We start from the raw sequence: 26,377 nt of genomic DNA, 5'->3' as shown, positions 1-26,377 counted from the left end.
CGCGGGGCGGATGAGGGCGCCCGCACGGCACCCCCACCCGCCCCGCCGGCCGCTCAGCCCTCCGTGAGGCTGTCGAGGAGCGCGTCGGCGGCCGCGTACGGATCCAGCTCACCCTCCGCCACCTTGCGGGCCAGCGCGTCGAGCCGGGCGTCACCGTGCAGGTCGGCCAGCCGGGCCCGCAGCGCGGTGATCGCGATCGTCTCGACCTCCCGGGCCGCCCGCGCGGCCCGGCGCTCGGCCAGCACCCCGCGCTCGTCCATCCACGCCCGGTGCTTCTCCAGGGCCTCGACCAGTTCGTCGATGCCCTGGCCGCGGGCCGCGACCGTCTTGACGATCGGCGGCCGCCAGTCGTCCCGGCCGCGGGCCTCGCCCAGGCCCAGCATGTGGTTCAGCTCCCGGGCCGTCGCGTCCGCGCCGTCCCGGTCGGCCTTGTTCACCACGTACACGTCGCCGATCTCCAGGATCCCGGCCTTCGCGGCCTGGATCCCGTCGCCCATTCCGGGCGCGAGCAGCACCACCGAGGTGTCGGCCTGCGAGGCGATCTCCACCTCCGACTGCCCGACCCCGACCGTCTCGACCAGGATCACCTCGCAGCCGGCCGCGTCCAGCACCCGGATCGCCTGCGGGGCGGCCCAGGCCAGGCCCCCCAGGTGCCCCCGGGTGGCCATGGAGCGGATGTACACGCCCGGGTCGGAGGCGTGGTCCGACATCCTGACCCGGTCGCCGAGCAGCGCCCCGCCCGAGAAGGGCGAGGACGGGTCCACGGCGAGCACCCCGACCCGCTTGCCGGCCTTGCGGTAGGCCGACACGAGGGCCGAGGTCGACGTCGACTTGCCGACGCCGGGCGAACCGGTCAGGCCGACCACGTACGCTCCGCCGGTCAGCGGGGCCAGGGCGGCCATGACCTCGCGCAGGTGCGGGGACGCCCCCTCGACCAGTGAGATCAGCCGGGCCACCGCCCGCGGCCGGCCCTCGCGGGCCTGTGCCACCAGCGTGGGGACGTCCACCGTCGCCATCCGGGCACCTACGCCTTCGGGACGCGGATCACGAGGGCGTCGCCCTGCCCGCCGCCGCCGCACAGCGCTGCGGCGCCGACACCGCCGCCGCGCCGCTTGAGCTCCAGCGCCAGGTGCAGCACCACGCGGGCGCCGGACATGCCGATCGGGTGCCCCAGGGCAATGGCGCCACCGTTGACGTTCACCTTTTCCGGGGTCACGCCGAGGTCCTTCATTGACTGCACGGCGACCGCCGCGAAGGCCTCGTTGATCTCGATCAGGTCCAGGTCGGCGACCTCCAGGCCCTCCTTCTTCAGGGCGTGGGCGATCGCGTTCGACGGCTGCGACTGGAGCGAGTTGTCCGGACCGGCCACGTTGCCGTGGGCGCCGATCTCGGCGATCCACTCCAGGCCGAGCTCCTCCGCCTTCGCCTTGCTCATCACGACCACGGCGGCGGCGCCGTCGCTGATCTGCGAGGAGGTGCCGGCGGTGATGGTGCCGTCCTTCGCGAACGCCGGGCGCAGCTTGCCGAGGGACTCCGCCGTGGTCTCGGGGCGGATGCCCTCGTCGGCGGAGAACAGCACCGGGTCGCCCTTGCGCTGCGGGATCTCGACCGGGGTGATCTCGGCCTCGAAGATCCCGTTCTTCTGCGCGGCGGCGGCGCGCTGGTGGGAGGCGGCCGCGAACTCGTCCTGCGGGGCCCGCTCGATGCCCAGGCGGGTGTTGTGCTTCTCGGTGGACTCGCCCATCGCGATGTTCTCGAAGGCGTCGGTGAGGCCGTCGTAGGCCATCGCGTCGAGCATCTCGATGGCGCCGTACTTGAAGCCCTCGCGGGACTTCGGCAGCAGGTGCGGGGCGTTGGTCATCGACTCCTGGCCGCCCGCGACCACGACGTCGAACTCACCGGCGCGGATGAGCTGGTCGGCGAGCGCGATGGCGTCGAGACCCGACAGGCAGACCTTGTTGATCGTCAGCGCCGGGACGTTCATGGGGATGCCCGCCTTGACGGCGGCCTGGCGGGCGGGGATCTGGCCCGCGCCGGCCTGGAGCACCTGGCCCATGATCACGTACTGGACCTGGTCACCGGAGATCCCGGCCCGTTCCAGCGCGGACTTGATGGCGAATCCGCCGAGGTCGGCGCCCGAGAAGGACTTCAGCGAGCCGAGCAGACGCCCCATGGGCGTGCGGGCCCCGGCGACGATCACTGAAGTGGTGTTGTTCGTTCCGGACATGAGGCACAGCCCCTTGGATGAGGAGTGAACGAGGGTTTACCTGAATGTACTGAGCAGTACCCGCGCAGTCACCCGGCAGTCGGTGTGATCGCTGGCACGTTGCGTAACCACCCTCCGCGGCGGTGCACTGGTCCCATGCTGACAAGGATCGACCACATCGGGATCGCCTGCTTCGACCTCGACAAGACCGTCGAGTTCTACCGCGCCACGTACGGATTCGAGGTGTTCCACACCGAGGTCAACGAGGAACAGGGCGTCCGCGAGGCCATGCTCAAGATCAACGAGACCTCCGACGGCGGGGCCTCCTACCTCCAGCTCCTGGAGCCCACCCGCGAGGACTCCGCGGTCGGCAAGTGGCTGGCCAAGAACGGCGAGGGCGTCCACCACATCGCCTTCGGCACCGCCGACGTCGACGGCGACGCCGAAGCCATCCGCGGCAAGGGCGTCCGCGTCCTCTACGACCAGCCCCGCATCGGCTCCATGGGCTCCCGGATCACCTTCCTCCACCCCAAGGACTGCCACGGAGTCCTCACCGAACTGGTCACCTCCAACCCGGAGCACTGATGCCCCGATTCCCCGGCCGGTAGAGTGGCCATGGCTCGGCCGGGGTTCGGTGCGGAGACGGGGTCGGGGCCTGTGACCCCTGCCCCGGTATCTGACACCATTCCCCGGGGGCGTCGTTCAGCGGGCGAGCGATGCTCATTTGGACATGAGCTTGCGACCAGGGGACGGATGGGACCGCGCTGTGCGGGGCTACGAAAGCCAGGAGAGCCATCAGGCCGAGGCCGATCACCTCTCGCGCTTCGAGGCCGAGATGGAGCGGCTGAAGAAGGAACGCGGGAAGGCCGTCCAGCACGCGGAAGACCTGGGCTACCAGGTCGAGGTGCTGCGCGCCAAGCTCCATGAGGTACGCCGCAATCTCGCGTCCCGCCCTGCCTACGACGGCGCGGACATGGGCTACCAGGCGGAGCAGCTGCTCCGCAATGCCCAGATCCAGGCCGACCAGATGCGCTCCGACGCCGAGCGCGAGCTGCGCGACGCCCGGGCGCAGACCCAGCGGATCCTCCAGGAACACGCCGAGCACCAGGCGCGCCTCCAGGCCGAGCTGCACTCCGAGGCCGTCAACCGCCGCCAGCGCCTGGACCAGGAGCTCAACGAGCGCCGCCAGACCGTCGAGGCGCACGTCAACGAGAACGTCGCCTGGGCCGAGCAGCTGCGCGCCCGTACGGAGTCCCAGGCCCGCCGGCTCATGGACGAGTCCCGCGCCGAGGCCGAGCAGGCGCTGAACGCCGCCCGCGCCGAGGCCGCCCGCACCGTCGAGGAGGCCCGCCGCCGGCTCGCCTCCGACGCCGAGGCCGCCCGCGGCGAGGCCGAGTCGACCCTGCTGCGCGCCCGCAAGGAGGCCGAGCGGCTGCTGGCCGCCGCCTCCGCACAGGCCCAGGAGGCCACCGAGCACGCGGAACGGCTCCGGAGCAGCACCACCGCCGAGGCCGAGCAGACCCGGCAGCAGACCATGGACCTCGGCCGGGTGGCCGAGGCCCGGGTGCAGGAGGCCGACGGGGCGCTGCGCACGGCCCGCGCGGAGGCGGAGACCCTCCTCGCCGACGCCAAGGAGAGCGCCGCCCGGCAGCTCGCCTCGGCCGAGTCCGTCAACGAGCAGCGCACCCGGACCGCCAAGGAGCAGGTCGCCCGGCTGGTCGGCGAGGCCACCAAGGAGGCCGAGGTCCTCAAGGCCGAGGCCGAGCAGGCGCTGGCCGACGCCCGCGCCGAGGCGGAGCGGCTGCGCACCGAGGCCGGCGAGCAGGCCCGTACGGCCGCCGCCGAGGACACCGCGGCGCAGCTGGCGAAGGCCGCGCGCACCGCCGAGGACGTACTGAACAAGGCCTCGGAGGACGCCCGGGCCACCACCCGTGCCGCCTCCGAGGAGGCCGAACGGATCCGCCGCGAGGCGGAGTCCGAGGCCGACCGGCTGCGCCTCCAGGCGGCGGCCACGGCCGACGAGCTCAAGGGCGCCGCCAAGGACGACACCGAGGAGTACCGGGCCCGTACGGTCGAGCTCCAGGGAGAGGCCCGCCGGCTGCGCGGCGAGGCCGAGCAGCTGCGCGCGGAGGCCGTCGCCGAGGGCGAACGGATCCGCGGGGAGGCCCGCCGCGAGGCGGTCCAGCAGATCGAGGAGGCGGCCCGCACCGCCGAGGAACTCCTCGGCAAGGCCAAGTCGGACGCGGACGAACTGCGCGGCGGGGCCACCGCCGAGAGCGAGCGGGTCCGCGCCGAGGCCGTGGAGCGCGCCACCACCCTGCGCCGGCAGGCCGAGGAGACCCTGGAGCGCACCCGCGCCGAGGCCGAGCGGCTGCGCGCCGAGGCCGAGGAGCAGGCGCAGGCCCTGGCCGCCGAGGCGGACGCGGCGGCCCGTGCCCGGCGCGAGGAGACCGAGCAGGCCATCGCCGCGAAGCGCGCGGAGGCGGACGAGGAGCTCGTCCGGCTCCACACGGACGCCGAGGCCCGCCTCACCGCGTCCGAGCAGACGCTGCGCGACGCCCGCGCCGCGGCGGAGAACATCCGCAAGGAGACCACCGAGGAGAACGACCGGCTGCGCGCCGAGTCGGCGGAGCGGATCCGCACCCTCCAGGCCCAGTCCCAGGCGGAGGCCGACCAGCTGCGCACGGACGCGGCGGAGGACGCCGGACGGGTCCGCGCGGAGGCCGAGCAGGTCTCGGTACGGCTGCGCGGCGAGGCCGAGGCCGAGGCCGAGCGGGTGCGCGGCGAGGCGCAGGAGACCGCGGACCGGCTGCGCGCCGAGGCCAAGGCGGCCGCGGAGCGGGTCGCGGCGGAGGCCGCGGAGGCCCTGTCCGCCGCCCAGGAGGAGGCCGCCCGGCGGCGCCGGGAGGCCGAGGAGACCCTGTCGGCGGCCCGTACGGACGCCGGCAACGAGCGGGCCCAGGCCCGTGAGCAGAGCGAGGAACTCCTCGCGCAGGCCCGCAAGCGCTCCGAGGAGGCCACCGCCGAGGCGGTCTGGCTGACGGAGGAGGCCGAGCGGCGCGCGTCCGAGGTGGTCGCGGCGGCCGAGGCCACCGCCCAGCAGGTACGGGACTCCGTGGCCGGGCTGCACGAGCAGGCCGAGGAGGAGATCGCCGGGCTGCGCAGCGCCGCCGAGCACGCGGCGGAGCGTACGCGCACCGAGGCGGAGGAGGAGTCGGACCGGGTCCGCGCCGACGCCCGGGCGGAGCGCGAGCGCGCGGCCGAGGACGCGGCCCGCGTCCGCAGCGAGGCCCGCGTCGAGACGGACGCGGCGAAGGCCCTCGCGGAGCGCACGGTCGGCGACGCGATCGCCGAGGCGGAGCAGCTGCGCACGGACACCGCGGAGTACGCGCAGCGGGTGCGCACCGAGGCGACGGACGCCCTGGCGGCCTCGGAGCGCGACGCGGCCCGCACCCGGGCGGACGCCCGGGACGACGCGAACCGGATCCGCGGCGAGGCGGCGGAATCCCTGGAGGCGTCCCGCACCGAGGGCGCCCGGATCGTCGCCGAGGCGACCGCGGAGGCCGAGCGCCTCACCGAGGAGACCCTGGCGGCGAACGCCCTCACGGTCGGCGAGGCCACGGCGGAGGCGGAGCGGCTGACCGCGGAGGCGCTGGCCGCCGCGGAGGCGACCCGCGCCGAGGCGGCGAACACGCTGGACGAGGCCCGTACCGAGGCCGGCCGGCTGCGTACCGAGGCCGCCGAGCAGGCGGACCACCTCATCACCGGGGCGACGGCGGAGGCCGAGCGCCTCACCGAGGAGGTCCGCGCCGCCAACGAGGCCACGGTCGGCGAGGCCACCGCGAAGGCGGAGCGGCTCACCGCCCAGGCGGCCGAGACCCTGGCGGCGGCCGAGCGGGATTCGACGCGGATCCTGGTGGACGCCCGCGCCGAGGGCGACCGGCTGGTCGAGGAGACCCGCGCGGCCAACGAGGCCACCGTCGGCGAGGCCGCGGCCGAGGCCGAGCGGCTGCGCGCCGAGGCGGCGTCGGCCCTGGACGAGGCCCGCGCGGAGGGCGGCCGGATCATCGGCGAGGCCACCGCGGAGGCCGACCGCGTCACGGTCGCGGCGAACGAGACCCTGGCCGGCGCGGAGCGGGACGCCGAGCAGACGCTCGACGAGGCCCGTACCGAGGCGGGACGGCTCCGCACGGAGGCCGCCGAGCAGGCGGACCGGCTCATCACCGAGGCGGCGTCGGAGGCGGAGAAGCTCACGGAGCGGACCCGCAAGGACAACGAACGCACCGTCGGCGAGGCGCAGACCGAAGCGGAGCGGCTGCGCGCGGAGGCGGCGGAGGCGCTGTCCTCGGCGCAGGAGCACGCGACCCGTACCCGGGCGGAGGCCGAGCGGGTCAAGGCGGAGGCCGCGGCCGCGGCCGAGCGCACCCGCGCGGAGGCCCGTACGGAGTCCGAGCGGCTGCTGGACGAGGCCCGGGAGGCGGCCAACAAGCGGCGCAGCGAGGCCGCGGAGCAGGTCGACCGGCTCATCACGGAGGCCTCGGCGGAGGCGGAGAAGCTCACCTCCGACGCCGGCCGGCAGGCCCTGGCCGCCACCACGGCGGCCGAGGAGCAGGCGGACGCGATGGTCGACGCGGCGCGCAAGGAGGCGGCGCGGATCACCTCGGAGGCGACCGTCGAGGGCAACTCCACGGTGGAGAAGGCCCGTACGGACGCGAACGAGCTGCTGGTGGGGGCGCGTACGGACGCCGCCGCCATAAGGGAGCGGGCGGAGGAGCTGCGCTCCCGGGTCGAGTCCGAGGTCGAGGAACTGCACGAGCGGGCCCGCCGGGAGTCGGCGGAGCAGATGAAGTCGGCCGGCGAGCGCGTCGACAAGCTGGTGCGGGCGGCGACCGAGCAGAGCGTCGAGGCCGAGGCGAAGGCCAAGGCCATGGTGTCGGACGCGAGCAGCGAGGCCGGCAAGGTCCGGATCGCGGCGGTGCGCAAGGCGGAGGCGCTGCTCAAGGAGGCCGAGACGAAGAAGGCCGAGCTCACGCGGGAGGCCGAGAAGACCCTCGCCGAGGCGCGTGCGGAGGCGGAGCGGCTGGTCGAGGAGGGCCGCCGCGAGCTGGAGGTCCTGGTGCGCAGGCGCGAGGACATTCAGGCGGAGATCTCCCGTGTCCAGGACGTTCTTGAGGCGTTGGAATCATTCGAGGCGCCTTCGGGTGGCGGAAAGCCCCTGATCGGCGGCCAGGGCGCGGGGGGCGTGAAGGCCGGCGCAACAGCGGGTTCCACTCGTTCGGGTGGTAAGGCGTCAGAGGGCTAGTCAGAACGTATGGATGTGTGCTTCTGATGAAGGTTCAGGCGGACGAGTGACAAGCATTCTGTCGCCTTGCCACTCAAAAGGGGTGTCATTGTCCAGGGCAAACGCGGATTGACTCGATGACACGCCGCCCGGGCGCCTAGGATTCCCCTTAACACCTCACGTAGCACCTCATCGGTCTCATTCGACAGGAACCCCATGAGCGACACTTCCTCCCCCTTCGGCTTCGAGCTCGTGCGGCGTGGTTACGACCGCGGTCAGGTGGACGACCGCATTACCAAGCTGGTCTCCGACCGCGACAGCGCACTGGGACGTATCAACTCTCTGGAAAAGCGGATCGAGGAGCTGCACCTCGAGACGCAGAACGCCCAGGCCCAGGTGAGCGACGCCGAGCCGTCGTACGCCGGCCTCGGCGCCCGGGTCGAGAAGATCCTGCGGCTGGCCGAGGAGGAGGCGAAGGACCTGCGCGAGGAGGCCCGTCGCGCGGCGGAGCAGCACCGGGAGCTGGCCGAGTCGGCGGCCCAGCAGGTGCGCAACGACGCCGAGTCCTTCGCGGCGGACCGCAAGTCGAAGGCGGAGGACGAGGGCGTCCGCATCGTCGAGAAGGCCAAGGGTGACGCCTCCACCCTGCGTGCGGAGGCGCAGAAGGACGCGGCCTCCAAGCGCGAGGAGGCCGACGCGCTGTTCGAGGAGACCCGCGCCAAGGCCGCCCAGGCCGCCGCGGACTTCGAGACCAACCTGGCCAAGCGCCGCGAGCAGTCGGAGCGCGACCTGGCCTCGCGTCAGCAGAAGGCCGAAAAGCGTCTGGCGGAGATCGAGCACCGCGCGGAGCAGCTGCGCCTGGAAGCCGAGAAGCTCCGTACGGACGCCGAACGCCGGGCCCGCCAGACCGTGGAGACCGCGCAGCGCCAGGCCGAGGACATCGTCGCCGACGCCAACGCCAAGGCCGACCGGATCCGCAGCGAGTCCGAGCGCGAGCTGGCGGCGCTCACCAACCGCCGCGACTCCATCAACGCGCAGCTGACCAACGTCCGCGAGATGCTGGCGACGCTGACGGGAGCGGCCGTCGCGGCCGCGGGTTCCCCGATCGACGACGAGCCGGTGACCCGTGGTGTCCCGGCCCAGCAGAGCCGGTAGGGCGGTCCGCCGAAGGGCGCCTGGTACTCGCTGGTAGCGAAAGTATGATTCCGTGGGCCGTGCGTCACCCTTTCGAGGTGGCGCACGGCCCTTCGGCGTTCTAGCGTGTCGGCATGATCGAGCTCGAGGGCCTTACCAAACGATTCGGCGCGAAGACCGCCGTGGACCACCTCAGCTTCCAGGTCAAACCGGGGGTGGTGACCGGCTTCCTCGGCCCCAACGGGGCCGGGAAGTCCACGACCATGCGCATGATGCTCGACCTCGACAACCCGACCAGCGGGACGGTCAGGATCGACGGCAAGCACTACCGGGACCTGCCGGAGCCGCTGAAGTACATCGGAGCGCTGCTGGACGCGAAAGCCATGAACGGCGCGCGCAGCGCGTACAACAACCTTCTCTGCCTCGCCCAGTCGAACCGGATCCCGGAGAGCCGGGTGGCCGAGGTGCTGGACCTGGTCGGACTGACGGCCGTGGCCAAGAAGAAGTCGAAAGGATTTTCGCTCGGGATGGGGCAGAGGCTGGGAATCGCCTCCGCACTGCTCGGGGATCCGGAGATCCTCATGTTCGACGAACCCGTCAATGGTCTGGACCCGGAGGGAATTCTCTGGATCCGCAATCTCATGAAGGGTCTGGCCGCCGAAGGCCGGACGATCTTCGTCTCCTCTCACCTGATGAGCGAAATGGCCCTGACCGCAGACCATTTGGTGGTCATCGGGCAGGGAAAGCTGCTCGCCGACTTGTCGATGGCCGATTTCATCCAGCAGAACTCGCGGAGTTTCGTACGGCTGCGCTCTCCGCAGCAGGAACGGCTCAAGGACGTCCTGCACGAGGCCGGGATCACCGCGGTCAGCGTGCCGGCCACCGGCGCGCTGGAGATCGACGGCGTGGGGCCGGAGCGGCTCGGCGAACTGGCCGCCCAGCACCAGATCGTGCTGCACGAACTCAGCCCGCAACGGGCTTCACTGGAGGAAGCGTTCATGCGCATGACGGCGGACTCCGTCGAGTACCACGCCCACGCTCCGGGGGTGCCCGGTCCGCCGGCGCCCCAGGCCGTGGGCCCGGCGGACGCCCCCGCCTGGGGCGCCGGCTACGACGCGATGCGCAAGGACGGCGAGTGATCATGGCTTTCTCCGCAGTCCTCCGCTCCGAGTGGACCAAGATCCGTACGGTCGCCTCCACCACGTGGACCCTGGCCTCCGCGCTCGTCGTCACGGTGGGCATCAGCGCCGCGCTGTGCGCGCTGTTCAACTCCACCTTCGACGACATGCCGAAGGAACAGCAGATCACCTTCGACCCCACCCTCGCGAGCTTCGCGGGCATGACCCTCGGGCAGCTCGCGATGATCGTGTTCGGCGTCCTGGTGGTCGGCAGCGAGTACAGCTCGGGCATGATCCGCACCTCGCTGGCCGCCGTGCCGGGCCGGGCGGGCTTCCTGTTCGGCAAGCTCACCGTCGCGACGGCGCTCGCGCTGGTCGTGGGCCTGCTGACCAGCTTCCTCTCGTTCTTCCTGGGCCAGGCCATCCTGGGCGACCGCAGCATCGGCATCGGCGAGGACAACGTCCTGCGGGCGGTGATCGGCGCCGGGCTCTACATGGCGCTGATCGCGCTCTTCTCGATGGGCGTGACCACGATCCTGCGCAGCCAGATGCTGGCGCTCGGCATCCTGATGCCGTTCTTCTTCCTGGTCTCGACCATCCTCGGGGCCGTCGAGACCACCCGGAAGGTGGCCCAGTACTTCCCGGACCAGGCCGGCTCCAAGATCATGCAGGTCGTGCCGGGCGCCATGGACAGCGCCGAAACGCCGTACGGCCCGTGGGGCGGCCTCGGGATCATGCTCCTGTGGGTGCTGGCAGCGGTACTCGGCGGCTACCTGGTGCTGAAGAAGCGCGACGCGTGACGGAGGGGTGAGACGGGGCGTCCGTCGCAGGACGGACGCCCCAGGTACTACGGGTCATCCCCGGGTCGGATCTCAGGGGCAGCTCAGGGATCCGGCCCGGGTGGGAACCGACGTACGCTCGATATCCTCTTAAGGGTTATACGGACGAGAGCCTTCCGGGCCTGGCAAGGGGCAGCACGATGATCGAGGCAGTCGGCCTGACCAAGCGCTTCGGCGCGAAGACCGCCGTCGACCAGCTGTCCTTCCAGGTCAGGCCGGGTCACGTCACCGGTTTCCTGGGGCCCAACGGCTCCGGGAAGTCCACCACCATGCGCATGATCGTCGGTCTCGACCGGCCCACCTCGGGCCACGTCACGATCAACGGCATGCCCTTCCGGCAGCTGCCGAACGCCCAGCGGCACGTCGGCGCCCTCCTCGACGCCAAGGCCGTGCACGGCGGCCGCAAGGCCCGCACCCACCTGCTGTCCGTCGCCCAGCTCTCCGGGATCCCCGAGAAGCGGGTCGACGAGGTACTGGGCGTGGTCGGCCTCCAGGACGTGGCCCGGCAGCGCACCAAGGGCTTCTCCCTCGGCATGGGCCAGCGGCTCGGCATCGCGACCGCCCTCCTGGGCGACCCCCAGGTGCTGCTCTTCGACGAGCCGGTCAACGGCCTCGACCCCGAGGGCATCCTCTGGGTCCGCAACCTGATGCGGCAGCTCGCCGCGGAGGGCCGCACCGTCTTCGTCTCCTCGCACCTCATGAGCGAGATGGCGCTGACCGCCGACCACCTGATCGTGATCGGCCGGGGCCGGCTGCTGGCCGACATGAGCACCCAGGACTTCATCACGCACAACTCGGCCGGATTCGCACGGGTCCGTCCCGCCGGGGACCGGCCCGACGGCCGCGTCGTCCTCGCCGCCGCCCTCGCCAAGGCGGGCGGCCGGGTCCTCCAGGAGAACGGCGGGACCCTGCGGGTCACCGGCCTGGACCTCCCCCGCATCAGCGACCTCGCCCACGAGGCCGGGGTACGGCTGTGGGAGCTGTCCCCGCACCGGGCCTCGCTGGAGGAGGCCTACATGCGGATGACCCAGTCCTCGCTGGAGTACACCTCCACCGACGACCCCCGCGCCGAGCTGTGGGAGCCCGAACCGCTGACCGTCCCGGACTGGGAGGAGGAGGCGGCTCCCGAGGTCCCGACGGAGACCGCGGCGAGCTTCTTCGCTCCCCCGCCCCCCGCGGCGGGCGCCCGGCCCTTCCTGATGCCCGGCAGCGCCGCCGACCTCGCCCCCGCCGCACGGCGGACCGGGACGGACCCCGCCGGGAACACCGAGCAGACCGCGAGCACCGAGAGCACCTCCGAGGACCCCAGATGACCGGCCGCCCCGCACCGACCGCGACCTACACCTCGCCGATGCCCACGCCGCGGCCGCACCTGGGCCACGCGCTGGCCTCGGAGTGGACCAAGCTGACCTCCGTGCGCTCCACCCTGTGGACGCTCGGCTCGCTCGTGGCCCTGGTGGTCGGCGTCGGCCTGCTGGCCATCGTCCAGACCCGGTCCGCGGACTACATGACGATCCCGTACACGGGGCCGGCGCTCTTCGGCCTGATGGTCGGCCAGGTCGCCGTGATCGTGCTCGGCGTGCTGACGATCACCTCCGAGTACGGCACCGGACTGGTCCGCACCACCTTCACCGCCGCCCCCGAACGGCTGCGGGTGCTGACCGCGAAGTACCTCGTCTTCGGCGCCGTGTCCTTCGGCGTCACCGTCGGCTCGGTGGCCGTGGTCGGCTTCTCCGCCGCCCTCCTGCACAACGGGCAGGCCGCCGGACCCCACTACGCCGCGGAGTGGGCGGGCGCACTGGCCGGCTGTTTCTACGTCATGCTGCTGGGCGTCCTGTCGCTGGCCGTCGGGGCCCTGGTGCGGCACTCCGCGGGCGGCATCGCCGTCATGCTGGGCGTGGTCACCCTGCCGCCCGTGCTCGGCACGATACTGAGCGTCTGGCCCGCCACCGAGGCCATCGGCCGGGCCGTCACCCGCTTCAACGCACCCGTCGCGCTCGTCCAGCTCTTCGGGGTGGCGGACGACGCGACCGTGGAGGGCTCGGCGATGCCCGGCGACTGGGCGCAGCTGCTGCTGCTCGTCACGGTGACGGCGATCGCCGTGGCCGCCTCGTACGTCGTGGTGCGGCGCCGGGACGTCTGACGCCGCGTCCCGTCAGTACTTGGGGGCGTTCCGGGACCGCTGCACCTTGGAGGTGCGGCGGTCCTTCGCGTTCCAGCAGGCCTTGTGCCAGTGCCGCCGGTCGTCCACCCCGCCGTACTCGGGCCAGGCCACGAGGTGCGGGGTGCCCGAGGGGATCTCCTGGTCGCAGCCGGGGCAGCGGTAGCGCTTCCCCGCCGCGCTGGCGCCCGCGACGTGCCGGACCTTCCACTCCTCGCCCTGGTACTCCTCGGTCCGCTCCAGCCCGTACCGGTCGAGGCCGGTGTGGGGTCGTTCGTCCGGAGTCTCGCCGCCCCTGGGGCGGTTGTGGCGCGGTGACACGTATACCTCACGAAAGGGCGGGCGGCAGTGACTTTCTCCCAGACTACGCGCAGCGAGCCGGGGTACCCGCAGGGTGTCCGAGGAAGGCCGACCGGCATCGGCGGACCGACCCGACAATCTCAATAACTTTCCCGTCAGGCCGTGCCTTTGGCACGTGTCAGACGTTGTTGCCAGCAGACGTTGATGCCATCAACGAGTCGGTCCGCCTGGGGGAGGCCGCGTCAGCCGCGAGGAGGATGAAGGCGATGCGCGTAGGAGCGTTCGTACTGGGGGCCCAGTTCCCGGGTCAGGGGCAGGGGGAGGCGCTGCACCGGGCGGTGCGGACCGCCGAGGTCGCCGAGGAGGCCGGGCTGGACTCGGTCTGGCTGGCCGAGCACCATTTCGTGCCGTACGGCGTGTGCCCGTCGGCGGTGACCCTGGCGGCGCTGCTGCTGGGGCGGACCCGGCGGCTGCGGGTGGGGACGGCGGTGAGCGTGCTGCCGAGCACGCATCCGGTGGCCCTCGGGGAGCAGGCCGCCCTGCTGCACGTCACCTCGGGGGGCCGGTTCACCCTCGGGGTGGGCCGGGGCGGGCCGTGGGTGGACCTGGAGGTGTTCGGGGGCGGCCTGGAGGCGTACGAGAACGGCTTCCCGGAGGACCTCGACCTGCTGCGGCGGTGGCTGTCGGAGCCGCGCGTGGGGGCGGCCGGCGAGCGGCACGCCTTCCGCGAGGTGGCCGTCGTACCGCGTCCGGACGAGGCGCTGGACGGGGACGGGAGTGGGCCGGAAGTGATCGTCGCCTGCACCTCCCCGGCGTCGGTGCGCACGGCCGCGGAGCGCGGACTGCCGATGCTGCTGGGCATGCACTGCGGCGACGAGGACAAGGCGGCGATGGTCGCGCTGTGGCGGCGGACCGCGCTGGCGGCGGGGCACGCGCCGGAGGCGGTACGGGCCGCCGGGCACGTCTCGGCGGGGGTCGTCCAGCTCGCGGACCGGACGGCGGACGCCCGCGAGACCCTGGTGAAGGCGATGCCGGGATGGTTGCGCCAGGGCCTGGACGCGCACGTCACGGTCGACGGCCGGCAGCGCGCGATGCGGGACCCCGTCGCGTACACGGAGCTGCTCTGCGAGCTGCATCCCGTCGGCACCCCGCGGCTGGCGGCGGACCGGCTGGCCGCGACCTCGGAGCGGACCGGGATCACGCGTTTCGCCCTGCTGACGGAGGGTTCCGGCGACCTCGCCGCCACGGAGGAGAACGTACGGCGGCTCGGCGCCGAGGTACTGCCGCGGCTGGAGGCCGCCGGAGCCTGAGGCACCGGGGCACCGGTCAGAGGCACCCGTCAGAGGCACCGGTCAGGGACACCTGCCCGGGTACCGCAAGGGCCGGGTCCGGGCTGCCGCTCCGGTGTCAGTCGCACCTCCCGCGACACGGAGCGGCAGCGAAGTACCTAGCAGTCCCGCAGCTCCGGAGACTGGTTGAGCAGCTGGCCGCGGATCGAGGTGAACCGGGCGTGCCTCTCATCCGACGAGGAATCCAGCGGGAACACCGCCACACGGTGACAGTTCTGGAATGCCAGGCGCACCCCGAAGTGCCGCTGCAGCGCACCACGTATCGCGTCACTCGCCAGCGCGCGCAGCAGCTGCCCGCGCGCCTGCTCGTCCGGCGGCGGCGTCTGGTTGTCGGCGAACTCTCCGCCCTCAACCTCCAGCTGGGCCGTCAACGAGCTGATCATCTCCCATGCGTAAGGCAGGGAGGTCCGGACGCAGTCGACGAAGGCGGCTTCGTCGACCTCGCCTCGCTCGGCCTGTTCGAGTAGGGCCGGTGAGACGTCGAGCGACATGGGTTCTCCTCTCGTGACCCCGGCCGTTTGGGTTGCCGGAGTCTTACGGGCAGGGAAGGAGATCGCGACGCAGTGTGCACGTTCGACAACCTCCCGCTCACCACGGTAGGCGCCCACCGGGTACCGCACCAGGAGAATGCGCATACAACGCGCCATCGGCGAACGGGGCTTTCAGGGGCGAATCGCGTGGAGGCGCATCCGTCGAGTAGCGTTGCCGACCATGCGTCTCGTCATTGCCCGCTGCTCCGTCGACTACGCGGGCCGGCTCACCGCCCATCTGCCCTCGGCACCCCGTCTGATCCTCGTGAAGGCCGACGGCAGTGTCTCGATCCACGCGGACGACCGGGCGTACAAACCGCTCAACTGGATGTCGCCTCCGTGCACCCTCAAGGAGGGGAGCGGTGACGACGCGGGCGTCTGGACCGTCGTCAACAAGGCGGGCGAGAAGCTCATCATCACCATGGAGGAAGTCCTCCACGACTCCTCCCACGAGCTGGGCACCGACCCCGGGCTGATCAAGGACGGCGTCGAGGCGCACCTCCAGGAGCTGCTCGCCGACCGCATCGACACCCTGGGCGAGGGCTACACCCTGATCCGGCGCGAGTACATGACGGCGATCGGCCCGGTCGACATCCTGTGCCGGGACGCCTCCGGCGCGACGGTGGCCGTGGAGATCAAGCGGCGCGGGGAGATCGACGGCGTCGAACAGCTCACCCGCTACCTGGAGCTGCTGAACCGGGATCCGCACCTGGCCCCCGTCCGGGGCGTGTTCGCGGCCCAGGAGATCAAGCCGCAGGCGCGCGTGCTCGCGAACGACCGGGGCATGGACTGCGTGGTGCTCGACTACAACGCCATGCGCGGCATCGAGGACGACAAGCTCCGCCTGTTCTGACCCTTCCGACCCGTCTGCCGTTCGGCCCCCGAGCCCTGGCTCGGGGGCCGTCGGCGTTCTCGGGCGGCTACGTCGTCGTGGCCGTCGGGGAGTTGCCGGCCGCCGGGGCGCTGACGCTCGCGGGGGTCGTCGCCGGGGGCTCCGCCGTCCCGGTCGGCGGCAGCGGTTCCGTCGCGCTCTGGCTGGGTGTCGGGGTGCCCGGGTCGGGGGGCGTCGGGGTCGGGGTGGGCGTCGGCTTCGTCGGCGGCTGCGGCGGGTTCGGCTTGTTCGGGGAGGTCTCCGGGCGGCGCGGCGGGGTCGCCCGGGAGGTCGGGGCCTGGCCGGGTGCGGCGCCGCTCGGGGCGGGCTCGGGGTCGGCGGGGTCTGCGGGCGGGGGCGTCGTGCCCGGCTCGGGGGCGGGGTCGCTGCCCGTCGTGCCCGGGACCGCCGGCGGATCCGGCACCACGGGGGTCGGCGTCGAGGACACCGCGGGCTTCGCGGGCGCCTCCTCCTCCCCCGAGGTCAGGGCCAGGCCGATCACGGTGCCGAGCGCCGCCACCGTCAGCACCCCGGCCGCGGCCAGCAGCACGGTCTTGCGGCGGGACTCCGGGCCGGCGGCCGGGGCCGGCTCGGGCGCGGGGGCGGGGGCGGGCTTGGTGAGCGGCGGGAACGCGTCCTCGAAGACCGCCGACAGGGTCGTGGGGGCCGAGGGGGCGGAGCCGGGGCCGACGCTGCGGATCACGGGAGTGACCTGTGTGACGGCGTCCGTACCGGAGGGGCCGGAGGGGCGGGCAGGGCCGGAGGAGACCGGAGAGCCGGACGCCCCGGAAAGGGCCGGAAGACCGGTGGAGCCGGCGGGGCCAAAGGGGCCGGAGGTGCCGGAGGTGCCGGTGGTACCGGAGGTGCCGGACGGCCCGCGGGGCGGGGCGAGGCTCGGGAACGGCGTCAGGGCGGCGGCCGGTGCGGCGCCGGGCGCCGGTCTGGTCGCCGGCAGCGCCTTGGTTATCGCGGCGGACGGCGGGACCGGTCCGGCCGCGGGCAGCGGCCGGGTGGCCGCGCTCGGTCCGGCGGCGGGCAGGGCAGGGGGTACGGCGGAGCCCGGTCCGGCGGTGGGCAGGGCCGGGGGGACGGCGCCCGGCGCGGCCGCCGGGGGCTCCAGACGCAGCGGCGGGGAGGCCAGGGCCCCCGTCGCCTCCCGGTCGGTGACCAGGGCCAGCGCCCGGCGTCCGGCCACCGTTCCGCGCTTGTCCGCGAGCGCGCCGCGCAGCCCGATGGAGGCCTCCAGCTCGGCGCGCGCCCGGTCGAGACGTCCCTCGCACAGCGCGAGCACGCCCAGCTCGTGGTGGAAGTACGCCTGCTCGGCGACCTCCCCGGCCTTGCGGGCGGCTTCGGCGCCCGAGCGCAGCACCCGCTCCCAGGCCTCCCAGTGCAGCGACGCCGCGAAGGCCGGGGCGGCCGTCCGGGCCAGGAGTACGGCGGCCACCACGTCGGCGCCCGCCAGGGCGGCCAGCACGGCGTCGGCCTCGGCCGCGACCCGCTCCGGGGTCACCGAGGCGTGGCCGGTCCACCAGGCGTAGTGCCGGGCGGCGGTCCGGGCCTCCTCGGTGGCGGTCTCCCCGTACCCGGCCTCCTCCAGCTGCCGTGCGACCCCCTCGGCGAGCCGGTACCGGGGCCCGACCGGGGTGATCAGCCCGCAGCCGAGGAGTTCCGCGACGGCGGAGTCGGCGTGGGTGTCCCCGACCAGCGCGGGCAGGTGGGCGTGGTGCGGGAGTTCCCCGCCGAGGGCGCAGGCGATCCGCAGGGCGGCCCGGGCGGACTCGCTGACCCGGGAGGCCAGCAGTTCGGCGGGGGCGGCGGCCTCGGCCAGCGTGGGCAGCGGCACGTGGGCGGGGTCGCGGGGGCGCTCCTCGAAGACCCCCGGTTCCTCGTCGTCGTCCTCGGCGGTGGGCCGGTTCAGCTCGTCGCGCTGGCGCAGCAGCGCGGCCGCCTGGACGAAGCGCAGCGGCAGCCCTTCGGAGGCGAAGCGCAGGTCCGCGGCCCAGACGGTCTCCTCCTCCGTCAGCGCCCGTCCGGTGGCGGCCTCCAGCAGCAGGACGCAGTCGGCCTTGCCGAGCCCGCCGAGGAAGACCTCCTCCAGGTGCGAGTCGTCGGAGGGCGCCTTGGTGTCGGGGGTGGCGGCGAGCAGGTAGGCGCATTCGGGGGTGGCGCGCAGCAGCTCGTCGAGGGCGGTGCCACCGAGTTCCAGGTCGTCGAGGAGCACGATGGCGCCGATCTCCCCGACCCGGGCGAGGAGTTCCGTACGGTCGGGCCGTTCGTCGGCCGCGTCGTGGACGGCCGCGTACAGCGCGTACAGCAGTTCGCCGGGCTGGTGCTGCCCGTGGCCGCTGAGCCGGACGACGCCGTCCGGGGCGAGGCCCGCGCAGGCGTCGGCGACGGAGTCGAGGAGCGCGGTACGGCCCGAGCCGGCGGCCCCGGTGAGCCGTACGGAGCGCCCGCGGCCCAGCAGCCGGACCAGGCGCTCCCGCTCCTCGGCGCGCTCCATGAGGGGCCGGGCGGGCAGGGGCGGTCCGGGCAGTACGGGCGGCCGTGCGGCGGCGTCGCGGGCGGCGCGGGCGGCCGCGGCGCGCTTGGCGGGGCGGCCCTTCGGCGTGCCGGGGCGACGGGGCTCGATCTCGCTGCCGTCGACGGGGTTGACGGTGAGGGTGAAGGGGCCGGCGGTCAGTGTGACGACGCGTGCGGGCGCCGTGGCGGCCCGGCCGCCCGGCCCGCCCTCCGGCTGCCCTGCCGCCGGCTGTGCTGCCGGCGACTGTGCTGTCGGCGTCTGCCCTGTCGGCGACTGTGCTGCCGGCGGGCCTGCCGGCAGTGCCCGGGTCTGCCCCGTGGGCTGTTCGTCCCGATCGGACTGCCCCTGTGTACGGTCCATGACCAAGTCCCCCGATCGCGTCGCGCGCGCCGCCGCCGTCATTACGTCCGGCCTTCGCTCACGCCGCTGTCGCTACTGGTCCGGTTTCCGCCCGAACCCTAGACCGTGGCCGGTCGCGCGGGAACCGCCGGGGTGCCTTCACCACCGGACCGTTACGATTTTCCGGCCGTCGGGCGGCGGCCGGCCGCCGCCCGTGTCTCAGTCCGTCCGCCCGGTCACGGCCACGGTGACGCCGAGGCCGATCATGGTGAGTCCGCCGGTCCCGCCGACCAGGGAGAGGCGTCGCGGTGAGCCCGCGAACCAGTCCCGGGTGGTGGCCGCGACCAGCCCCCACCCGCTGTCGGAGACGATCGCGATCAGGTTGAAGACCAGGCCGAGGACCAGCATCTGCGCCGGCACGTGTCCGGCGGCGCGGTCCACGAACTGGGGCAGCACCGCGGCGAAGAACACCATCGTCTTGGGGTTGGCCACGCCGACGACGAACCCCTCCCCCAGCGTCCGCAGGCTGCCGTGCGCCGGCGGTGCGTCGCCGGTGACGGCCGCGTGCAGTGCGCCGCGCTGCCTCCAGGCCTTGACCCCGAGGTACACGAGGTAGGCGGCGCCGATCAGCTTGAGCCCCGTGAAGATCAGCACCGAGCGTTCGACCACGGCGCCGACGCCGAGGGCGACGGCCACGACGAGCACGTACGCGCCGAGCGTGTTGCCGAGGACCGTGGTCAGCGCGGCGCGCCGGCCCTGGGCCAGGGCCCGGCCGATGACGAACAGGACGCTGGGCCCGGGGATCACGATCAGCAGGAAGGACATGGCCGCGAAGGCCAGCAAGCGGTCGGTGGACACCATGCGGCCATGAAAGCGGAGCCGGCCGGAACGCGCAGCCCATTTCTCCGGCGCCGGCGGCCGGGCGCCCGCACGGAACGGGCCCCGGGGCGGGGTCACGCCCCGGGCACCGTCACACCCGGGGCAGGGACTCCGCTTCCAGCCCGCCCTCGATCGCGAGGATGCGGTGCAGCCGGGTCGCCACGAGGAGCCGCTGCATCTGGGCCGGGACCCCGCGCAGCACGAGGCGCCGCCCGGTCCGGCCGGCCCTCCGGTGCGCCCCCATGATCACGCCGAGTCCGGTCGCGTCCCAGGAGTCGAGTCCGGTCAGGTCGAGCACGAGGTCGCCGTGGCCGTCGTCGAGGGCACTGTGCAGGGCCGTACGGGCGTCCGCCGCGCTGCGCACGTCGAGGCGTCCCCCGACTGCGAGTTCGGCGTGGTCGCCCCTGATGTGCATGTGTACTCCCCGGCTGTACTGCGTACGTGTGGTCCGACTGACCCGTGGTCGGCAACTCTCACTGCAACTGACTGCCGCGCGGGCAGGGAAGTTGCCGACCGTGAGCGAACCGATACCTAATTCACCCCGGAGGGTGAAGGCATTCGAACGGTGGTGCTCAGTGCTTGTAGAAACCCTGGCCGCTCTTGCGGCCGAAGTCGCCCGCGTCCACCATGCGGCGCATCAGCTCCGGCGGCGCGAACTTCTCGTCCTGGGACTCGGTGTAGATGTTGCTGGTGGCGTGCAGCAGGATGTCGACGCCCGTGAGGTCGGCGGTCGCGAGCGGGCCCATGGCGTGTCCGAAGCCGAGCTTGCAGGCGATGTCGATGTCCTCGGCGGAGGCGACGCCCGATTCGTAGAGCTTCGCGGCCTCGACGACCAGCGCGGAGATCAGACGGGTCGTCACGAAGCCGGCGACGTCGCGGTTGACGACGATGCAGGTCTTTCCGACGGATTCGGCGAAGGCCCGGGTGGTGGCGAGGGTCTCGTCGCTCGTCTTGTAGCCGCGCACCAGCTCGCACAGCTGCATCATCGGGACGGGCGAGAAGAAGTGCGCGCCGACGACCCGCTCCGGACGCTTCGTCACGGCCGCGATCTTGGTGATCGGGATGGCGGAGGTGTTGGAGGCGAGCACCGCGTCGTCGCGGACCAGCTCGTCGAGGGCACGGAAGATGTCGTGCTTGACCTCGAGCTTCTCGAAGACGGCCTCGACGACGATGTCGGCGTCGGCGACCGCGCCGAGGTCGGTGGTCGTGGTGATCCGGCCCAGGGCGGCCTCGGCGTCCTCCGCCGTCAGCTTGCCCTTGGCGACGAACCGGTCGTACGAGGCCTTGATCCCGTCCGTTCCACGGGTCAGGGCGGCGTCGGTGACGTCACGCAGGACGACGTCCCAACCCGCCTGAGCGGAGACCTGAGCGATCCCGGAACCCATCAGTCCGGCACCGATGACGGCGAGCTTCCCAGCCACTGCACACCCCTCGTTCTCTCACTACGGCCCAGTCTCGTAGCCTCTCCGGCGGAGACTAGCGTCCGTGAGGGGCGGTGTGACCGCGAAGTAACACGCGTCACGTCTCAGATGACGGACATCACACTGGTACGGCCCAGCACCCCTGCACAGCCCCCCAGTTCAGGCGCGGTCCGCCCGGGAGCACCGCCCCTTGGCCTGCGCCGGGCCCCTGCGCCCCGGCCCGTCTACCCTGACCGCATGGTGAACCTCACGCGCATCTACACCCGTACCGGCGACAAGGGCACGACGGCCCTGGGCGACATGAGCCGTACGGCCAAGACCGACCTGCGGATCTCCGCGTACGCCGACGCGAACGAGGCCAACGCGGCCATCGGGACGGCGATCGCGCTGGGCGCGCTCCCCGAGGAGGTCGTGAAGGTCCTGGTCCGGGTGCAGAACGACCTGTTCGACGTCGGCGCGGACCTGTGCACGCCGGTCGTCGAGGAGCCGGAGTACCCGCCGCTGCGGGTGGAGCAGTTCTACGTCGACAAGCTGGAGGCGGACTGCGACCTGTTCCTGGAGCAGGTGGAGAAGCTGCGCAGCTTCATCCTCCCCGGCGGCACTCCCGGCGCGGCCCTGCTGCACCAGGCCTGCACGGTGGTCCGGCGCGCCGAGCGCTCGACGTGGGCGGCGCTGGAGGTGCACGGCGAGGTGATGAACCCCCTGACGGCCACCTACCTGAACCGTCTCTCCGACCTCCTGTTCATCCTGGCCCGCGTGGCCAACAAGGAGGTCGGGGACGTGCTCTGGGTCCCGGGCGGCGAGCGCTAGCGCTCGCTCTTCACGAGGTCGGTCCCGGCGCCCGCCGGGGCCTTCTTCGGCCAGATCGTGTAGCAGGCGGCGACCAGGCCGTGGATGAAGACGATGCGCAGGGCGGCGCCCTGGTAGCCCGTGAGCGAGCTGGTGTCGCCCGCGTCGCCGACGTACCAGACGGCGGCCTGGAGCAGGCAGAGGGCCACGGCCGCCGCGAGGACCGTACGGACCCACAGCTTCCATTCGTGGCGGGCCCGCGCCATGCCGTGGCCGGCGCCGGCCGGCTTCGGTCCGCCGGCCAGCCGGTACGCGGCGTGGCCGTCGAGCCACTTCACCGTGTAGTGGCCGTAGGCGACCGTGTAGCCGATGTACAGGGCGGCCACGCCGTGCTTCCAGTCGGGGGCGGCGCCGGTCTTCAGGTCGAGGGTGGTGACGACCAGCAGGACCAGCTCCAGCAGCGGCTCGCACAGCAGGACCGCCGCCCCCAGCCGGGGCATCTTCGCCAGGTACCGCAGGCCCAGACCGGCTGCCAGCAGGACCCAGAAGCCGACCTCACAGGCGATGATCAGCGCGACGATCACGGGGCTCTCCGTTCGTTCGTGTCCGGGATCTCCGGTGCCTTTCCAGCCTGTCGTCCGTCCGGGCCGGACGCGTCGTCTCCAGTGACGAAAGGCCGCTGCACCCTTCGATGTAGTCCGGGTTACGACCCGGTGGCGAGGCCCGCGGCCGTTCCAGCGTGTTGGATGGGACCGTGACCCCGAAGCTGCCCCGCCCCCACCGCGACGACGTCCTGATCGCGCTGGTCAGCGTGCTCGCGGGCCTGCTGCTCTGGTCCCTCGGCGTACACAGCAACAACAGCCGGCACGGCTTCCCCGAGTGGGCGGCCCTGGTCCCGCTGCTGGCCATGGGCTCGATGGAGCTGCTGCGCCGCACGAACCCCGGGGTGACCCTGACCGTCGGCACGGCCGCGCTCGTCGCGGACCAGTTCACGGTGGGGAACCTGGCCACGGTCCTCATGTACACGGACCTGATGTACGCGGCCGCCCTCTACGGGCCACCCGCCCTGGCCCGCAGGCTCCCGGTCAGCACCGGCCTGGTCACCGTCGCCCTGACCATCGGCTCCGTCGCCTGGCTGCGCACCCCGCAGGCCCTGCTGATCGGCGTGGTCGCGGGCATCGTCAGCTTCGGCCCGGCCATGACCGGCGCCACCCTGCGCAACCACCGCGACGCGGCGAACGCGGCCCGGCTGCGCGCCGAGCAGACGGCGCTGCTGGCCGAAATGGACCGGTCGCAGGCGGTGGCCGCCGAGCGCGCCCGGATGGCCCGCGAGCTGCACGACATGGTGGCCAACCACCTCTCGGCGATCGCCATCCACTCCACCGCCGCGCTGTCCATCGACTCCCCCGCGACGAGCCGCGAGGCCCTCGGGGTGATCCGCGAGAACAGCGTGCAGGGGCTGTCCGAGATGCGCCGGCTCATCGGGCTGCTGCGCGACGCGGGCGCCGGGAAGGAGGCCGTCGCGGTACCCACCCTCGACGGGCTGGAGGCGCTGCTGGCCCAGGCCCGGACGAACGGCGCCGCGAGCGGGCTGGACTTCGTCCTGCACGACGCCCGCCCGGCCGGGCAGTCGCTGCCCGCCCCGGTGGAGCTGGCGGCGTACCGGATCGTGCAGGAGTCCCTGACCAATGCCCTCAAGCACGCCGCCCCCGGCACCGTCACCCTCCGGGTGGCCTCGGCCGACGGACTGCTGTCCGTGGCGGTCGACTCCCCGTACGAGGGCCGCCACGGCCCCCGCGCCCCCGGGTCCGGGGCGGGTCTGATCGGCATGCGCGAGCGGGCCGACCTGCTCGGCGGAACGTTCACGGCGGGCCCGGCGGGGTCCGTCTGGCAGGTGCGGGCGACGCTGCCCGCCGAGGAGAGGGTCGTACCGGCATGAACCAGCGGCAGAAGATCCGGGTACTGGTCGCCGAGGACCAGAGCGCGGTGCGGGCGGGCCTCGTGCTGATCCTGCGCAGCGCGGGCGACATCGAGGTGGTGGGCGAGGCCGCCGACGGTGAGGAGGCCGTGCGCCTCGCCCGTGACATCCGTCCGGATCTGGTCCTCATGGACGTGCAGATGCCCCGCCTGGACGGGGTTTCGGCCACCCGGCAGGTGGTCGAGGAGGGGCTGGCGGACGTCCTCGTACTGACCACCTTCGATCTGGACGAGTACGTCTTCGGCGCGCTGCGGGCGGGTGCCGCCGGTTTCCTGCTGAAGGACGCCGACGCGGCGGAACTGATCGGGGCGGTCCGTACGGTGGCGCGCGGGGAGGGGCTGATCGCACCCGCGGTGACCCGGCGCCTGATCGCCGAGTTCGCGGCGCCGCGCGCACCGGAGCGCTCGGTACGGCCGGAGACGGCCGCGGCGGTGGAGTCGCTGACGCGGCGCGAGCGGGAGGTGCTCGGCGCCCTGGGCGCGGGTCTGTCGAACGCCGAGATCGCCGTACGCCTGGAGATGGCGGAGGCGACGGTGAAGACGCACGTCAGTCGGCTGCTGGGGAAGCTGGAGCTGCGCAGCCGGGTCCAAGCAGCCGTACTGGCGCAGGAGTTGGGGATCTAGACGGCTACTGGAGGTGAGGTCTGGACCTCTTGACGGTTGGTCCAGACCTTTCTAGTCTCACCGAAACACTGTGGTGAGCGTGCCATGACAATCGTCGTGAAGAGGCGTGCTCACGGGCGGCGCAGGTCCCACCCCCATGTACCGGTCGGCCCCACGACCGGTACGGACCTACGGAGGAGCACCCTTGAGCACAGCACCCCCGCAACGCACCCGTCTGTTCAGAAGGCTGGCCGCCACGGTGGCCGCCTTCGCCCTGCCCATCGCCGGCCTCGTCGGCCTGGCCGGACCCGCACAGGCGGCCACCTCCGCGACGGCGACCTACACCAAGGCCTCCGACTGGGGCTCCGGCTTCGAGGGCAAGTGGACGGTGAAGAACACCGGCACCACCACGCTGACCAGCTGGACCGTGGAGTGGGACTACCCCGCCGGCACCAGGGTCACCTCCGCCTGGGACGCGACGGTCACCAGCGCGGGCAACCACTGGACCGCCAAGAACGTCGGCTGGAACGGCACCCTCACCCCCGGCCAGAGCGTCACCTTCGGGTTCAACGGCACCGGCACCGGCGCCCCCGCCGGCTGCAAGATCAACGGCGGTTCCTGTGACGGCGGCACCCAGCCCGGCGACGCCCCGCCCTCGGCCCCCGGCACCCCCACCGCCTCCGCCGTCACCGAGACCGCGCTGACCCTTTCCTGGCCGGCGGCCACCGACGACAAGGGCGTCAAGAACTACGACGTGTACCGCAACGGCGCCAAGGTCGCCACGGTCACGGGCACCACCTACGGCGACTCCGGCCTGACCAAGGGCACCACGTACGCCTACGCGGTCACCGCCCGCGACACCGCCGACCAGACCGGACCCCCCTCCGGCGAGCTCTCCGTCACCACCCCGGGCGGCGGCGGCACGGACCCGGGCGCCGGCTCCAAGGTCAAGCTGGGCTACTTCACGAACTGGGGCGTCTACCAGCGCAACTACCACGTGAAGAACCTGGTCACCTCCGGCTCCGCCGCGAAGATCACCCACATCAACTACGCCTTCGGCAACGTCCAGGGCGGCAAGTGCACCATCGGCGACTCCTACGCGGACTACGACAAGGCGTACACCGCCGACCAGAGCGTCGACGGCAAGGCCGACACCTGGGACCAGCCGCTGCGCGGCAACTTCAACCAGCTCCGCAAGCTGAAGGCCCAGTACCCCCACATCAAGATCCTGTGGTCCTTCGGCGGCTGGACCTGGTCCGGCGGATTCGGCCAGGCCGCCGCGAACCCGGCCGCCTTCGCCCAGTCCTGCTACGACCTCGTCGAGGACCCGCGCTGGGCCGACGTCTTCGACGGCATCGACCTCGACTGGGAGTACCCGAACGCCTGCGGCCTGACCTGCGACACCAGCGGCGCCGCCTCCCTGAAGAACATGATGCAGGCCATGCGCGCCAAGTTCGGCACGAACAACCTGGTCACCGCCGCCATCTCCGCCGACGGCTCCAACGGGGGCAAGCTGGACGCCGCCGACTACGGCGGCGCGGCCCAGTACGTCGACTTCTACAACGTCATGACCTACGACTTCTTCGGCGCCTGGGCGGCGCAGGGCCCGACCGCCCCGCACTCCCCGCTCACCGCCTACCCGGGCATCCCCCAGGACGGCTTCAACTCCGAGGCCGCGATCACCAAGCTCAAGGGCAAGGGCATCGCCGGATCCAAGCTCAACCTCGGCATCGGCTTCTACGGCCGCGGCTGGACCGGCGTCACCCAGGCGACCCCCGGCGGCACCGCCACCGGCCCGGCGCCGGGCACGTACGAGCAGGGCATCGAGGACTACAAGGTCCTCAAGGCCAGCTGCCCCAGCACCGGCACCATCGCCGGCACGGCCTACGCCAAGTGCGGCAGCAACTGGTGGAGCTACGACACCCCCGCCACGGTGGCCTCGAAGATGACCTGGGCCAAGCAGCAGGGCCTCAAGGGAGCCTTCTTCTGGGAGTTCAGCGGCGACACCACGAACGGTGAACTCGCCAACGCCATCCACACCGGCCTCCAGTGACCC

At 72.9% G+C, this 26,377-nt stretch carries 22 protein-coding genes; 13 read left to right on the top strand and 9 right to left on the bottom strand.

Annotated features, from left to right (window positions below; all coding sequences use genetic code 11):
• Positions 1-53: 53 nt before the first annotated feature.
• Both meaB and AC07B0_RS19065 read right to left on the bottom strand, forming a co-directional pair.
• Positions 54-1,016 carry a methylmalonyl Co-A mutase-associated GTPase MeaB gene (gene meaB / locus AC07B0_RS19070; protein WP_478898623.1) on the bottom strand — a complete coding sequence of 321 codons (963 nt, stop codon included), beginning with the start codon at positions 1,014-1,016 and terminating at the stop codon, positions 54-56.
• An 8-nt stretch (positions 1,017-1,024) separates the two neighbouring features.
• Positions 1,025-2,227, bottom strand: a complete 1,203-nt coding sequence (locus AC07B0_RS19065; protein WP_356875528.1) for an acetyl-CoA C-acetyltransferase — start codon at positions 2,225-2,227, stop codon at positions 1,025-1,027.
• Between the two features lie 135 nt (positions 2,228-2,362).
• On the opposite strand from AC07B0_RS19065, the gene mce reads away from it, so the two are divergent.
• From mce to AC07B0_RS19030, 7 genes are all read left to right on the top strand, one after another.
• Positions 2,363-2,791: a methylmalonyl-CoA epimerase gene (gene mce, locus AC07B0_RS19060; RefSeq protein ID WP_100862853.1), complete on the top strand. Its 429-nt coding sequence runs from the start codon at positions 2,363-2,365 to the stop codon at positions 2,789-2,791.
• Between the two features lie 181 nt (positions 2,792-2,972).
• Positions 2,973-7,508 (top strand): polarized growth protein Scy, encoded by a 4,536-nt coding sequence (gene scy / locus AC07B0_RS19055; protein WP_478898622.1) that lies wholly within the window; start codon positions 2,973-2,975, stop codon positions 7,506-7,508.
• Positions 7,509-7,703: 195 nt separating this feature from the next.
• Entirely contained in the window at positions 7,704-8,642 is a 939-nt protein-coding gene (locus AC07B0_RS19050) for a coiled-coil domain-containing protein (protein WP_267032604.1), read from the top strand.
• 113 nt (positions 8,643-8,755) lie between these two features.
• Positions 8,756-9,760: an ABC transporter ATP-binding protein gene (locus tag AC07B0_RS19045; protein WP_478898621.1), complete on the top strand. Its 1,005-nt coding sequence runs from the start codon at positions 8,756-8,758 to the stop codon at positions 9,758-9,760.
• A gap of 2 nt (positions 9,761-9,762) precedes the next feature.
• Complete coding sequence (locus tag AC07B0_RS19040; protein ID WP_467290535.1) at positions 9,763-10,539, top strand: ABC transporter permease; 777 nt, start codon at positions 9,763-9,765, stop codon at positions 10,537-10,539.
• Between the two features lie 179 nt (positions 10,540-10,718).
• Entirely contained in the window at positions 10,719-11,891 is a 1,173-nt protein-coding gene (locus AC07B0_RS19035) for an ABC transporter ATP-binding protein (protein ID WP_356875535.1), read from the top strand.
• A 38-nt stretch (positions 11,892-11,929) separates the two neighbouring features.
• Positions 11,930-12,721, top strand: a complete 792-nt coding sequence (locus AC07B0_RS19030) for an ABC transporter permease (protein ID WP_478898620.1) — start codon at positions 11,930-11,932, stop codon at positions 12,719-12,721.
• A 12-nt stretch (positions 12,722-12,733) separates the two neighbouring features.
• On the opposite strand, the gene AC07B0_RS19025 is transcribed toward AC07B0_RS19030, so the two are convergent.
• Positions 12,734-13,060, bottom strand: a complete 327-nt coding sequence (locus tag AC07B0_RS19025; protein ID WP_467290531.1) for an ATP/GTP-binding protein — start codon at positions 13,058-13,060, stop codon at positions 12,734-12,736.
• A 245-nt stretch (positions 13,061-13,305) separates the two neighbouring features.
• On the opposite strand from AC07B0_RS19025, the gene AC07B0_RS19020 reads away from it, so the two are divergent.
• On the top strand, positions 13,306-14,349 hold the full coding sequence (locus tag AC07B0_RS19020; protein ID WP_356875541.1) for an LLM class flavin-dependent oxidoreductase: 1,044 nt from the start codon (positions 13,306-13,308) through the stop codon (positions 14,347-14,349).
• 137 nt (positions 14,350-14,486) lie between these two features.
• Here the strand turns inward: AC07B0_RS19020 and AC07B0_RS19015 are convergent, their stop codons facing one another.
• The gene (locus AC07B0_RS19015) at positions 14,487-14,879 is read right to left on the bottom strand and encodes an SCO5389 family protein (RefSeq protein WP_356875543.1); all 393 of its coding nucleotides are present in this window, start codon (positions 14,877-14,879) and stop codon (positions 14,487-14,489) included.
• Between the two features lie 220 nt (positions 14,880-15,099).
• On the opposite strand from AC07B0_RS19015, the gene nucS reads away from it, so the two are divergent.
• Positions 15,100-15,771 carry an endonuclease NucS gene (gene nucS / locus AC07B0_RS19010; RefSeq protein ID WP_356875545.1) on the top strand — a complete coding sequence of 224 codons (672 nt, stop codon included), beginning with the start codon at positions 15,100-15,102 and terminating at the stop codon, positions 15,769-15,771.
• A gap of 67 nt (positions 15,772-15,838) precedes the next feature.
• Here nucS and AC07B0_RS19005 read toward each other — a convergent pair whose 3' ends face one another.
• The 4 genes from AC07B0_RS19005 to AC07B0_RS18990 form a co-directional block, all read right to left on the bottom strand.
• The gene (locus AC07B0_RS19005; protein ID WP_478898619.1) at positions 15,839-18,673 is read right to left on the bottom strand and encodes an ATP-binding protein; all 2,835 of its coding nucleotides are present in this window, start codon (positions 18,671-18,673) and stop codon (positions 15,839-15,841) included.
• A gap of 198 nt (positions 18,674-18,871) precedes the next feature.
• A complete protein-coding gene (locus AC07B0_RS19000; RefSeq protein WP_469376893.1) occupies positions 18,872-19,513 on the bottom strand; it encodes a LysE family translocator in 642 nt (213 codons plus the stop codon).
• A gap of 109 nt (positions 19,514-19,622) precedes the next feature.
• Positions 19,623-19,946 carry an STAS domain-containing protein gene (locus AC07B0_RS18995; RefSeq protein ID WP_281209083.1) on the bottom strand — a complete coding sequence of 108 codons (324 nt, stop codon included), beginning with the start codon at positions 19,944-19,946 and terminating at the stop codon, positions 19,623-19,625.
• A gap of 157 nt (positions 19,947-20,103) precedes the next feature.
• The gene (locus tag AC07B0_RS18990; RefSeq protein WP_356875550.1) at positions 20,104-20,952 is read right to left on the bottom strand and encodes a 3-hydroxyacyl-CoA dehydrogenase family protein; all 849 of its coding nucleotides are present in this window, start codon (positions 20,950-20,952) and stop codon (positions 20,104-20,106) included.
• A gap of 237 nt (positions 20,953-21,189) precedes the next feature.
• Here AC07B0_RS18990 and AC07B0_RS18985 point away from each other — a divergent pair, with 237 nt between their 5' ends.
• Positions 21,190-21,762, top strand: coding sequence for a cob(I)yrinic acid a,c-diamide adenosyltransferase (locus AC07B0_RS18985; protein ID WP_356875552.1), 573 nt, complete (start codon positions 21,190-21,192; stop codon positions 21,760-21,762).
• Here AC07B0_RS18985 and AC07B0_RS18980 read toward each other — a convergent pair.
• On the bottom strand, positions 21,759-22,325 hold the full coding sequence (locus AC07B0_RS18980; protein WP_478898618.1) for a hypothetical protein: 567 nt from the start codon (positions 22,323-22,325) through the stop codon (positions 21,759-21,761). The two genes, AC07B0_RS18985 and AC07B0_RS18980, sit on opposite strands and share 4 nt — an antisense overlap.
• Positions 22,326-22,495: 170 nt before the next feature.
• Between AC07B0_RS18980 and AC07B0_RS18975 the strand changes: the two genes are divergently transcribed.
• The 3 genes from AC07B0_RS18975 (at position 22,496) to AC07B0_RS18965 (ending at position 26,374) form a co-directional block, all read left to right on the top strand.
• A complete protein-coding gene (locus AC07B0_RS18975; protein ID WP_478863290.1) occupies positions 22,496-23,680 on the top strand; it encodes a sensor histidine kinase in 1,185 nt (394 codons plus the stop codon).
• Positions 23,677-24,342 (top strand): response regulator transcription factor, encoded by a 666-nt coding sequence (locus AC07B0_RS18970; protein ID WP_356875558.1) that lies wholly within the window; start codon positions 23,677-23,679, stop codon positions 24,340-24,342. The genes AC07B0_RS18975 and AC07B0_RS18970 overlap by 4 nt, the downstream gene beginning before the upstream one ends.
• 136 nt (positions 24,343-24,478) lie before the next feature.
• A complete protein-coding gene (locus AC07B0_RS18965; RefSeq protein ID WP_478898617.1) occupies positions 24,479-26,374 on the top strand; it encodes a glycosyl hydrolase family 18 protein in 1,896 nt (631 codons plus the stop codon).
• Positions 26,375-26,377 lie beyond the last annotated feature (3 nt).

Source organism: Streptomyces sp. NPDC044704, assembly GCF_056433525.1.
This window is presented reverse-complemented; position numbering and strand designations above follow the sequence as displayed.